Source organism: Micromonospora sp. CNZ286, assembly GCF_014207755.1.
In genome coordinates this window covers 1,808,107-1,819,753 of the sequence record NZ_JACHIZ010000001.1, presented here as the reverse complement: position 1 = coordinate 1,819,753, position 11,647 = coordinate 1,808,107, and the positions used below count along the sequence as shown (strand labels likewise).

9 protein-coding genes are annotated in these 11,647 nt (G+C 68.3%); 6 read left to right on the top strand and 3 right to left on the bottom strand.

The window, feature by feature from the left end; genetic code table 11:
- Positions 1-121 precede the first annotated feature (121 nt).
- The 3 genes from FHX31_RS08510 to FHX31_RS08500 form a co-directional block, all read right to left on the bottom strand.
- The gene (locus FHX31_RS08510; protein WP_071098562.1) at positions 122-712 is read right to left on the bottom strand and encodes an AAA family ATPase; all 591 of its coding nucleotides are present in this window, start codon (positions 710-712) and stop codon (positions 122-124) included.
- Positions 713-1,171: 459 nt separating this feature from the next.
- Entirely contained in the window at positions 1,172-1,651 is a 480-nt protein-coding gene (locus FHX31_RS08505; protein ID WP_071098560.1) for a GNAT family N-acetyltransferase, read from the bottom strand.
- Positions 1,648-4,761, bottom strand: coding sequence for an orotidine 5'-phosphate decarboxylase / HUMPS family protein (locus tag FHX31_RS08500; protein ID WP_255368297.1), 3,114 nt, complete (start codon positions 4,759-4,761; stop codon positions 1,648-1,650). The genes FHX31_RS08505 and FHX31_RS08500 overlap by 4 nt, the downstream gene beginning before the upstream one ends.
- 758 nt (positions 4,762-5,519) lie before the next feature.
- Between FHX31_RS08500 and FHX31_RS08495 the strand changes: the two genes are divergently transcribed.
- From FHX31_RS08495 to FHX31_RS08470, 6 genes are all read left to right on the top strand, one after another.
- Complete coding sequence (locus tag FHX31_RS08495) at positions 5,520-6,953, top strand: APC family permease (RefSeq protein ID WP_083395332.1); 1,434 nt, start codon at positions 5,520-5,522, stop codon at positions 6,951-6,953.
- Entirely contained in the window at positions 6,950-7,975 is a 1,026-nt protein-coding gene (locus tag FHX31_RS08490) for an acetamidase/formamidase family protein (protein WP_071098557.1), read from the top strand. The genes FHX31_RS08495 and FHX31_RS08490 overlap by 4 nt, the downstream gene beginning before the upstream one ends.
- Positions 7,965-8,834, top strand: a complete 870-nt coding sequence (locus FHX31_RS08485) for an SAM-dependent methyltransferase (protein WP_255368296.1) — start codon at positions 7,965-7,967, stop codon at positions 8,832-8,834. The genes FHX31_RS08490 and FHX31_RS08485 overlap by 11 nt, the downstream gene beginning before the upstream one ends.
- 165 nt (positions 8,835-8,999) lie before the next feature.
- The gene (locus FHX31_RS08480) at positions 9,000-9,674 is read left to right on the top strand and encodes a GOLPH3/VPS74 family protein (protein ID WP_030500423.1); all 675 of its coding nucleotides are present in this window, start codon (positions 9,000-9,002) and stop codon (positions 9,672-9,674) included.
- Positions 9,675-9,701: 27 nt separating this feature from the next.
- A complete protein-coding gene (locus tag FHX31_RS08475) occupies positions 9,702-10,355 on the top strand; it encodes a hypothetical protein (protein ID WP_030500422.1) in 654 nt (217 codons plus the stop codon).
- Positions 10,356-10,773: 418 nt separating this feature from the next.
- Complete coding sequence (locus FHX31_RS08470; protein WP_143025373.1) at positions 10,774-11,553, top strand: hypothetical protein; 780 nt, start codon at positions 10,774-10,776, stop codon at positions 11,551-11,553.
- Positions 11,554-11,647: the final 94 nt, after the last annotated feature.

Below are 11,647 nucleotides of genomic sequence, written 5' to 3'. Positions count from 1 at the left end.
CGAATGGTCCAACCGACCGGCGAGGGCTCGCCGTCGGCCACGGTGAGGTCGAAGGGCCGGTGTTCGTAGGACAGCGGTGGTGGTAGCCCCACGCCTCAGAACTCCGGCGCCGCGCTGGCGCTCATTGGGCTTTCGCAGCGCAGTGGGGGCACCGGTTCGGGCATGGCGTCAAGGGTGGGCTGCCTGCCAGGCCACTGGTCGTAAGGATGGTGGTAACGGTCTGCTCGAACGTGGAGGTCTCGGGGATGATGCGCTCGCCGGGCACGTCGAGCAAGTCCCGAGCGCTGTACCACTCGCGCATCTGCTCGGGTGTGACGTTGATCGGTTCGGCGCGTGTCTGGTGGCGGCGGATGGTCTCCTCGAAGCACACGTCGAGGTAGTAGACGTGCGTCGGGCCGGTGTGCTCGGCGATGAGTTGCCGCAGGACGGCCTCGTAGCGGCCGGTGTGCAGGATGCCCTCCAAGACCACGTGGTAGCCCAGATCGAGCGCTGTCTTGGCGGTGGCGGTGATGAACGTGGGAGCGACCGGATTGGTGCGGCTGCTGTCGTGCTCGCGGAGCATGACCCGGCGCAGGTAGTCCTGCTCAATCAGAGCGCACCCGCGGCCGTAGCGGCGGCGGACCTCACGGGCCGTGGGCGTCTTGCCGCTGCCCGAGTTGCCGCGGACGATCACCAGGGTCGGCAACGGGGAAGTGCGCCTGATGCAAGGCATCTCGGGTAGTCGTTGCCCTGCCATGTTCTGGGCGCCTCCCGTCTCATTCAACGGCTGCTATCGCTCAGGGGCTATCGGCACGGGTCGGACACGAGGAAGGTTCGGCGCGCGGACATGGTGTGCCGCCTCCTACGCCTTCACTACCAGCCCGCTGTCCCACCACACGCCGCGTGACCTACGCCCGCCCAACCGGGCCGGGCGCAGCCGCTGCGCGGCCGCCAGCCCGAGCTGGGCGGGCAGGGGACCCTGTCCGCGTTGACGTGAGCAGCGCGACATGCGGCGCGCTGGAGGACCGCGTCTCGTCTCGCCGCAGCAAGCCCGCCTTTACCTGCCTGCACGGCTGCGCGCGAGCCGAAGATCTCGCCGGTACGACCCCCTCGCCGACTGGCATCACACCATGTCGAGGTCTACCTCGCCGTGCACGTCTCGGCGGTGATCTCCTGCGCGGGCCACTTGATGCTAGGCACCGATCGATCGCTCATAGACGGCGCGGTGCTTCCCCGGCCCCTTGTAGTCGTAGATCACAGATACGCCTCGCTCGGTCGTGTCTCCGGGAACGTTGCTGAAGCCCATGGCGAGCCACGCTCCGTGCGCGGCGTGGTTGTCCGGTTCTGATGTGAGGAAGAGGCGCCGGCATCCCCAGAGAGCGCCTTGGCGGTCAACTTCCTCTACGAGCGCCCGCGTGATTCCTGTCCGACGGTGACTCGGGTGCGTCATCACGTCCTGCAGGTAGATCTCTGACGGGTCGACCTGGCTTCGGAAGGCGATCACGCTGCCGACGACCTCTCCATCGATGATGGCGAGTGGGCAGGTATTGGCGAACAGCGTGGCGTACAGCCAGTAGTCCGATGAACCCCGAAGCCTGATGTACGGCTCCCCCAGTGCCAGCAGTTTCTCGAGGTCGGGGATGCGGTCGACCGTGAGTGGGGTGATGATCATGAGCGGTTTCCTTCGGTGAGTTCGATCGATGCGGCGAGGTCCCGCGCGGCAACGGCGGGATCCAGGGAGTCGGTGACTCCGCGACCGACGACGAGGATGTCCCATGAGTGTCGTCTGCTGGCCTCGACGTCCGTGGGTTCGAAGCCGCCGGAGACCGCGACCGGCAGCTTGGTCCATGACCTGATGAGTTGTGCCTGGTCGAGAGGGTGGAAACCGGCTACACCCAGGTCGATGTTTGTGGTGATGGCGAAGCCGTCGACTCCCGCGCGTTCCATGTCCTGGACCCAGCGTTGGATCAGCCGGCCTTCGGGCACGTCGATGACGATGGGGACGGCGAGGCGTTTGCTCGCTTCGACGGCTGCGGACACGCTAGCAGTGCTGGCGGGTCCGATGAGCAGCACGACATCAGCTCCTGCCTCGGTCGCGAGGACCACCTGATCGCGTCCCCAGTCTGCGGACATCATCTCGGCGACGATCCACGCGCCATGGGTTCGCTGCTTGATGGCGCTGATGGCTCGAATTCCGACGCTCTTGATGAGCGGGTCGCCGATCTCGATGAATTGCACACCAGCGGTAGCGGCGGCCTGTGCGACGGTGATGGCGTAGTCGACGTCGCGGACATCGAGCGCGACTTGAAGTGCGCGCCTGTCTCGGAGACGGCGGAAGGCTTCCTTGCTGATGCCTGGTGCTGTGCTCGTGGCCGTGGCGTAGGGGGCGAGCAGGTTGGCTTCGGTGCGAACGAGCCAGTCGGCCGAGGCGACGCCCTGGTTGACCAGAGCGGATTGGACGTTCATGGGTAGCCGTAGGGTGCCGGTGCGGATCTCTCGTAAAAGGCCGAACAGGGCGCTGCGAGATGAATCCTCGTCTTGGATCGGTTGCCTGCCGGATTTGAGTAGGAGCCGCTGCGCGGCGACTCGGACATTGCGGGGACCGTTTCGCCATGCTCCCTGGGCCCTGATGACCAGGTCGGCGCCCGAGTCGTCGTGTCCGACTCGGGCGGCAAGCCCTTGAAGGAGGCGCTCGCGGACGTGCCAGTTCCGGTCGTCGAGGAAAGCGGCGAGTAGGTGTTCCACGCCGGGTGCGGTCGAGCGGCCGACGGCTTCGGCGACGGCTGCGCGGACCTTGTAGTCGCGGTCCGCGGCCAACGATTCCATGATCGAGGCCATCGTGTGGTGTGGGATGGCGCGGCCCGCTCGGATCCCCTCGGCGAGGGCGGCCCGGGCTCGCCAGTCTGGGTGGGCCAGAAGTGCCTTCAGTTCTTGGGAACCGCCGTCGTCGGTGGCGAGGAAGACGTAGAAGTGTCGGGCGATGAACACCGCGTCTTCAACTGTGTCGAGTTGCGCGAGACGGACGAAGTCGTGGATGGCCGCGATGGGCAGCCGCGTCTCCACGCACGCCACGATGTCGGACCATACTGCCGGGCCGAAGCGGCGCAGCACCCGCAGCATCCACCGGGGGTACTCCGCACCGAGCGCCGAGGCGGCTGCGCTGGTGTGCAGGAGAGCTCTGGCGAGGGGAAGGCCGTTGTCGTGCAGGCACCGAGAGGCGCACACGCGCAGCACCTCGGCCGTGGCGAAGGCGGGGGCATCGCTGGTGAGGTCGAGCATCAATGGCAGCGTTTCGGTGATGCTGACCGACGGTGACTGCGCGACGGCGGCCAGCAGCTCCGGTGAGGTCGCATCCAAGCCCTGCAAGAGGAATTCCAGGACGCCTCGCAGGTCGGCCGATGTGCTCGTGCGAGCGGCCAGGTCGTTGAGCAGCTCGATGGTGACGGTCGAGCGTCCATGGGACTCGATGAGCTGGGCGAGCCACCGTGCGAAGAGGTACTCACGAATGACGTCGTGATGGAACATCAAGCCGCCGAACGGGCCGGACCGCACGAGCCTCGCGGCCGAGGACACGGTGAGGTCACCGACGTTCCCTGGCGGATCGCCTTGGATTGCGGGAAGGAGGGGGTGCGGCCATGCGGAGGCGAGCTGCCGTCGCGCGAGTGCCGTCAGATCCGCCGTCGTACGTTCGACGTCCAGGCCCGCCGCCTTCAAGATCGAGGCGACGCAGAATTCCACGAGCCGGTAGGCGTTGGCTTGCCCGAGCGGCTCGGTCGACTTCGCGGCCCGGATGAGGCTCATGTACAGCGGCAGGCGAGCCAAGTTACGAATCTTCGCGGGCAGGGCGTCGAACGGGGGCTCGCTTGCATCCCGCTGCGCGTTCCACACGTCGCGGGCCGTGCCGACGTCCCAGCGGTCCAGCCGCAGCGACGGGCCGGCACCATGATCCTGGCCGGGCATGACCGCTGCGGCCAGGACGGGGTAGGGCGCCAGCTCGACGTCCGGCGGTGTGCGTAGAACGAGGAGGAACCTCAGGTTGCCCGAGAGCACCTGCCGCAGCGTGCCGTCGAGCTGGCGGCAGACCTTGTCCACCACGGCGCGGGACTGCGGACTGTCGATGACGACAAGCAGCGGCCTGGACAGGCTCCGGCTCTCATCCTCTAGGGTCAGCAGCGGATCCTCGCCGGCCGGCAGGGAGCCGTAGCGGAGGATCTCCCGCGCCAGGTCGATGTCCTCGGTCCACGAGTCCGCGGTCAGCAGCTGAACATCCACCCCAGGAGCCTGAGACGCCACATGGCGCGTGAAGCTGGTCTTGCCGCAGCCCGGGGGGCCAGCGACCAGGTAGACGCGCGCCGCCGAGGCGAGGAAGTCCGCAACCAGCCGCTGGACGTCGGCCGGAGGCGCGTACACGAGGTCGTCGGGCTGCTGGCCACCGAGCGCCGCGAGGATGGCAGCCGTCCGTTCCCTGGAACGGGCGCCGAGATCTTGTATTGCGGGCCCGGGGCTGTCGGCAGGCGGGGGCGAGTCGCTCGAACTTGCGGCCGCTGACGCTTTAAGGGTCTGGGCGAACCGCTGCTTGACCTCGATCGGCGACCGCGCCAGATCGACATCGAGCATCTGCTGGGTCTCATAGCGCATGCGGGTCGCGGTACCGCGTTTCTCCCAGTTGGAGACGGCCGCCGGATTGACGCCCAAGTGCTCGGCGAAGCCACGCACGCTCATGCGCAGGGCCAGGCGTAGTGCTCTCGCCTCGCGGCCGGTCCACCGCCGTACCGTCTCCACGGGATATCCCCCAGGCTATGCACTCAGCGTCATTGTCGCAGTCGGCAGCGTAGTAGACGACGGCGGGCGCAGACGAGCTGAAACTAGGACAACACTAGAACGTCCACGCATCGTCATGGGACAGGCCGAACCCGCAGGCTGGTCGCACAGACAACCACGGCGATGGATGGGCGCTGCGGCTTCGCGCTACCTCCACTGCTGTGGCAGCCCTCGCGTTTGCGAGCAGCGGTGATGGTGGAGGTGTCCTCGTGGTCGTCGACGTGCGAAGCGACAGCGTGCGTGACCGCGCTCGCTGTGCCGCTTCCGGCCGCGGTGGTGAGTGGCTGGCGCAGCCCGGATCACCTGTCTCGGGGGTCTTCACCCTCGAGGGTCTGCCGCGCTGGCGCGGTTGCGGCACGCGCTGCAGCCCGTTCGGAGTGCTCGGTCAGCGGGACTACCCGGGGGCCCTGCGGTTGCCAGCTGACCGGCCGTGGATGCCGAGGACATCGAACAGTTCGTTCTGGAGCCGGCGGCGCCGGCACCGGGTTTGGTGGCGGACGCCGCGTCCGAGGAACTTGGCCCATCATCCGCCGATTGTCGGTCGCCCGTACTTCTCGGCGGCTGCGCCCAGGACTTGTCCATGATCTGGCGCCTCTAGCAACCGATTCAGCAGCTCCCGGCGATGCGTCTGCCTTCGAAGCCGCTGCCGCCGTTTGGCCAGCTCTAGCACTGGCGGAAGTGAGCTGGCGTCGCTGACCGACAGGAAGGAATGAAACAGCATGCACACTAGGCAGACAGCGCCTCCGCCGGAGATCGGCTTGGCGCAGGCGTCGCCCGACTCCTCGCGGTTCGGATACCGACCGGAGCTGCGCCGCTCACTCGGCTTCGCCGACCTGCTCTTCTACGGGCTGGTGTTCATGGTGCCGATCGCGCCCATGGGCATCTTCGGATCCGTCTACTCCGGCGCCGGCGGGATGGTCGCGCTGGCGTACGTCATCGGCATGGCGGCGCTGGTGTTCACTGCCGCCTCATACGCCCAGATGGTCAAGGCGTTTCCCCTTGCCGGGAGTGTGTACAACTACGCCGGTCGAGGGATCGGCGCACCGGTCGGGTTCCTCGCTGGCTGGGCGATCCTGCTGGACTACGTGCTGGTGCCGAGCCTGCTGTACCTGATCGCGGCGGTGGCGATGCACTCCACCGTGCCTGCGGTTCCAGTGTGGGTCTGGCTGGTCGGCTTCGTGCTGGTGAACACCCTGGTCAACTACCGGGGAATCCGGATGACCGCCCTGATCACCCGAGTGATGCTCGTCGGCGAGGTCATCGTCCTGGTGATCTTCCTTGCCGCCGCGGGCCGCGCCCTCGCGCAAGGCAAGGGAGAGGGCTTCTCCTGGGCGCCGATTTACAACCCCGACACGTTCACCTGGGCGCTGGTGTTCGGCGCGGTGTCGATCGCCGTGCTCAGCTTCCTCGGCTTCGACGGCATCTCGATGCTGGCCGAGGAGAACAAGGGCGGCGCGGGGCAGATCGGCCGGGCCATGGCCGCGGCGTTGGGTGTGGCCGGATTGCTGTTCATCGCCCAGACCTGGATGGCCGCGCTGCTGCTGCCCAACCCGGATGGCCTCCTCGTCAATGGCGATCCGGAAGGCACCGCGTTCTACGACGCCGCCCGGCTCGCCGGTGGTCCCTGGCTGGCCACCCTGTGCGCGGTCGCCACGGCCGTCGCCTGGGGCGTGGCGAACTCCCTCGTCGCGCAGGTCGCCACCTCGCGGCTGCTGTACGCCATGGCCCGCGACCGGCAGCTGCCGAAGTTCCTGGCCAAGGTGTCGGTGCGCCACAGCGTGCCCACCCACGCCATCACCCTCACTGCGCTGGTGTCGCTGACGATCGGCCTCTACATGAACTGGCGCGACGATGGCATCGCGCTGCTGTCCAGCCTGATCAACTTCGGCGCAATGACCGCGTTCCTCGTGCTGCACCTCGCCGTCGTCTGGCACTACCTGGTCCGCCGACGCAGCCGCAACCTGATCGCACACCTGATCCTTCCGGGCATCGGATTCGCCATCCTCGCCTACGTCGTGGTCAACGCCAACGTGGCCGCCCAACGCCTCGGCTTCGTCTGGCTCACCCTCGGCCTCCTGGCTCTGGCAGGTTTGTACGCCGCCGGCCGCCGCCCCGAGCTGTCCGGACTTGCCAGCGGACGGGAGGCGGCATGACCAGCACGGTCACCTACCAGCCAACCGAAGACGAGCTGCATTACACCTTCGGCGCCCACCCGGCGGTCGCCGAGATCAAGCCGGGCAGCCTGCTTGTCACCAGCACTGAGGACTGCTTCGGCGGGGCGGTGCGCACCGTGGACGACCTGCCGTCGAAGGTGTGCCAAGCATTTAATCCCGTCACCGGCCCATTCCACGTGCTCGGCGCAGAACCTGGCGACACCCTCGCGCTGCACTTCGCTGCCATCACCCCGGCCCGCGACTGGGGCATGTCAGCAACCTTCCCGCACTTCGGGGCACTGACCGCGACCCACACCACGCCGATGCTGCACCCACCGCTCGAGGAGCGGGTGTGGCGCTACACCATCGACACCGCGGCAGGCACCGTGACCTTCCACGCCCGCCGCTCCGGTCATGCGATCGTCATGCCCCTGGAGCCGATGCTCGGCACCGTGGGGCTGGCCCCGGCCGGCGGGGAAGCCCGCTCCACGGTCGTACCTGATGCGCACGGCGGGAACCTCGACACCCCGGAGATCCGCCCTGGCACCACCGTGTACCTCGGCGTCAACGCCCCCGGGGCGCTGTTCGCCATCGGCGACGGCCACGCCCGCCAAGGCCAGGGCGAGGTGTGCGGCGTCGCGGTGGAGACAGCCATGAACGTCACCGTCGCTGTCGACCTGATCAAGGGCGTGGCCACACCATGGCCGCGCATCGAGACCGACCACCGGATCATCTCGATCGGCGCCGCCCGTCCGCTTGAGGACGCCTACCGCATCAGCCAGCACGACCTGGTTACCTGGACCGCACAACTGACCGGCCTGGAGCTACTTGACGCTTACCAGGTCGTCTCGCAGGCCGGTCGAGCCGCACCTGGCAACGTCTGCGACCCGCTTTACACCATGCACGCCGCCGTCAACAAGGCGATCTTGGCAGGCATGAGCCCCTACGAGGGAGTGCACCAGCGGCTGCGCCACATCGCCAAGGCCCCGAGCGAGCAACCGGGGAAAGACCATGGGAACTGAGGCGATGAGCTGGGCACCCGCCGAGGTCGACCTGACTCGTCCGAATGCCGCACGGATGTATGACTACTTCCTCGGTGGCAGCCACAACTTCGCCGCGGACCGTCACGCCGCCGATGCCATACTCGCCGTCGCACCCCATGTCGCCGACGCGGCCCGCGCCAACCGCGCGTTCCTGCGCCGCGCCATCCGCTACGCACTCCAGCAGGGCATACACCAGTTCCTCGACCTCGGCTCGGGGATACCGACCGTGGGCAACGTCCACGACATCGCCCACCACATCGACATCGATGCACGGGTTCTCTACGTCGATGTCGAGCCGGTAGCCGTGGCGCACGCCAAGGCCCTGCTGGATAACGACCCGCGGGTCGATGTCATCCAGGCCGACATCTGCTTTCCGGATTTCATCCTCCAGAACCCCACCACGCAGCGGCTGATCGACCTCACCCGTCCCGTCGCCGTCCTCTTCGTCTCGGTCCTGCACTTCATCCCCGGCGACGTCAACGCCATCGTGGAACCATTCCGCGCCGCGATGCCCCCTGGCAGCGCCCTCGTCATCTCCCACGCGACCTCCGGCACGGCCACAAGCCAGACCGATGAGGTGCAGAGGCTGTATCAGCGCACGCCTACCCCACTTCAACTGCGCGCCCCCGCAGAGGTCGAGGCGCTGTTCGGCGACTTCGCCACGGTCCCTGCCGACGGGCCAGCAGCGAAGTCGGCGAGCAACGCAGCGCTCGTCCCTGTTGCTCGGTGGCGCCCTGATCCCGAGGACCAGATCGAGAGGGGACACGCGTCAGCCAGCCCCTTCCTCACCGGCTTCCTCGCCGGGGTCGGGATGAAAGGAGCAGCAGCTCGTGAGTGAACCTCCTCGGCTCGCTATCCGCAGGGAACCATCCCTGCCCAGTGCCAGCTGGGTACTGATGTTCATCGGATCCGCGGGACCCACCGGCGGCGGCAAGTGGGCGTCCGCCCAGGTTGCGCACCAGCCTGCGGCAGTCTGCGTCCAGACCACGGAAGGGGCGGGCCGATGAGTTTTGCTCGGCTGCCGCTGCGCGACGAGTTGTTCCTGCTCGGCCATGACGACGACGCCGGCCACCCGCACATCCACCGCCAAGCCTTGGCGTTGGGGCTGGCCGGCGCGGTCCTGGTCGACCTGTTTCTCGCCGGGCGGATCGTCCTCGACCCGAACAACGACCGTTTGTCCGGAGACCGGTGGCTGCGCCTGCACACCGATCAACCGCTCGGAGACCTGATCGGGGACAGTGCCATCGGCTTCATCCGCTATGGGCGTACAGCACCACCGGTGAAGGCGTTCCTGCGCGGCTTCGCCGACGACCTATACGAGCGCACCCGCGCCGGACTCGTCGCCGCCGGGATCCTCCGGCAGGTCACTCGCCGGCGCCTCGGCGGCCTTGCCCGCACCGACACCTACCTCGCCACCGACACCAAGTGGGCGGTCGTCGCCCGCGCACGCCTGCGGTACGTCGCTCAAGGCCGTGAGCAGCCCGACAACCACACCGCCGCACTCGCCGGACTCGTCGCCACCCTCGGCCTCACCGGCCACCTCTACCTCAACGACGACAGTACGACCGTGACGGCGCACCTGAAGGCCATCGCCGGCCAGCACCACCGGTCGGTGCGGGACATCACCGCCGCCCTCGACGCCGCCGTCGGTGACCTCGCCACCGCAACGTACCGGTGAAGCGAGACCACAAGGACATCTAATCCGATGGAGAGCCTGGTGCACATTCGCGCCGCCCGTTGGGCAGACAAGGATCTGGTCGCCCTGCTGATCGCCGACGCCCTGCACCCCACACCGCTCGCCGCGTGGCTGGTGCCCGACCCAGGGCAGAGGTGCCAGGTGCTGGCCGACGTCGTCGCGATCTGGGTAGAACATGCGATGTTCTTCGGCGACATCCACCTCACCCATGACCTCACCGCCGCCACCGTGGGTTTTCACCGTTACCGACCCATCCCACCACCGGCCAACTACCGGACCCGGCTCACCGACGCCGCCGGACCACACGCCGACCGCTTCGACCTGCTGGACACGCTCCTTGCCGAGAAACAGCCCACCGAACCGCACTACCAACTGGCGTTCCTCGCCGTCCGCACCGACGCCCAACGGGGCGGCTGTGGCGTCGCGCTGCTGGCCCACCACCGCAGCCGCCTCGACCGCATCGACCTGCCGTCCTGGACCGCTGTTCCCTCAGGCGGGGAGCACCTGCTCGCCCGATACGGCTACACACCCCGGCCGGCGATCACCTTGCCGGACGGCCCGACCCTGCAGCCGATGCGCCGCAACGCTCGCCACGGCAGCAGTGCCATGCCGATCAACCCGGCCCGCCCGGTCGACAACCGCTGGCAAGGCTTCCATGTGTAGCCCCATCGCTCCCGTCACTAACAGCCTCACCGGTGACATCCACAGGCAGCTGACCACCCCCGTCCTGAAACTGGCTCCGCGAATCATGGCCTTTCCAAGCAGATACCCTCCAGACCTGATCGACGCCGTCGTCCAGCGCGTCACGGATGCCCGCCGAGTCAGGGCATACGGCGCCGTCACCACCGTCGCCCATCAGATGAACCTCGACCCGCGCCTAGTCCAGAAATGGGTCACCAAAGCGACTGCCCCAGTCGCGCTCCAGCCATGCAGGCCGGCCGCCGACTCGTGCGAGATGTACCTGCCGCCGGGACTGCTGCACTGCAGGTTCTGCCAGCAGCCAATGACTCACGCCGAGTCGCACGACTCTGGGCAGGGCTACCAGTGCCAGCAGGGTTGCAGACCCCGGCCCCTGGATAGCGTGGCCGTCGCCGACACCATCGGTCGGGCGATCCTGGCGCGCGCCGCTCGGATCATCCCGTCGACCAGCACCCCGATCCCGCCACACCTCGCAGCCGTCCACGCCCACCGCGTCCTCGCCCGCATCACCGTCGGTGCCACCCCCAGCGACATCACCCTCACCTGGCGCGCCACCCCTGTTCTCGAACCCGGCCGGTTCGAGGCCGAACGCGCACAGCGTGTCGCCACCGCCCGCACCCTGGTCCTCGGCGACCCGCTGCGCGCCCGGCAACTCCTGCACGCCAGCCTCACCGGCATCGACCCCGCCACCGCGCCCGCCGACGCGGTGCACGCGGAAGCCGCCATCCTCCTAGCCGAACTGCAACTCCGTCTCGGCCACCCCGCCGACGCCATAACCTGGGCCACCTACGCCCGTGCCAGCACAGTCCACCTCCACGGGCTCGCCCACCGGCGGGCCTTGCACGCCCTCCACGTCCTCGCCGCTGCCCACTCGCGCGGCGGACACCATCAGCGCGCCTACCACCTCTACCGGGAACTCACCGGCCACCTCTCCAAATCCGACGGCCCGCACGCCCAGCAAACCCTCGCCGTCCAAGCAGCCACCGCCCTCATCCTGTACGCCCTCGGCCACTGCCAAGCCGCCCGCACCCTCCTCGCCGACACCATCACCACCCACCGGCGCGAACACCCCGGCCACCCCGCCACCGCCCACATGACCCGGCACCTGTCCCGCATCTGGCGCGAGTGCGCCACCAACGGCCACCAGCACCAGGACGCCTGACCGCCCGCCTCGCCCTGATAGGAGGTCCGCCGTGACCGCACGCCCCCTCCCCAGAACAACTCGCGGTGCTACAGCGGCTCGGGCGGCGATGGGT

Coding starts and splice junctions, on each gene's coding strand:
- FHX31_RS08510 (WP_071098562.1), bottom strand. CDS start 712: ATGCCTTGCATCAGGCGCACTTCCCCGTTGCCGACCCTGGTGATCGTC.
- FHX31_RS08505 (WP_071098560.1), bottom strand. CDS start 1,651: ATGATCATCACCCCACTCACGGTCGACCGCATCCCCGACCTCGAGAAA.
- FHX31_RS08495 (WP_083395332.1), top strand. CDS start 5,520: ATGCACACTAGGCAGACAGCGCCTCCGCCGGAGATCGGCTTGGCGCAG.
- FHX31_RS08490 (WP_071098557.1), top strand. CDS start 6,950: ATGACCAGCACGGTCACCTACCAGCCAACCGAAGACGAGCTGCATTAC.
- FHX31_RS08485 (WP_255368296.1), top strand. CDS start 7,965: ATGGGAACTGAGGCGATGAGCTGGGCACCCGCCGAGGTCGACCTGACT.
- FHX31_RS08480 (WP_030500423.1), top strand. CDS start 9,000: ATGAGTTTTGCTCGGCTGCCGCTGCGCGACGAGTTGTTCCTGCTCGGC.
- FHX31_RS08475 (WP_030500422.1), top strand. CDS start 9,702: ATGGAGAGCCTGGTGCACATTCGCGCCGCCCGTTGGGCAGACAAGGAT.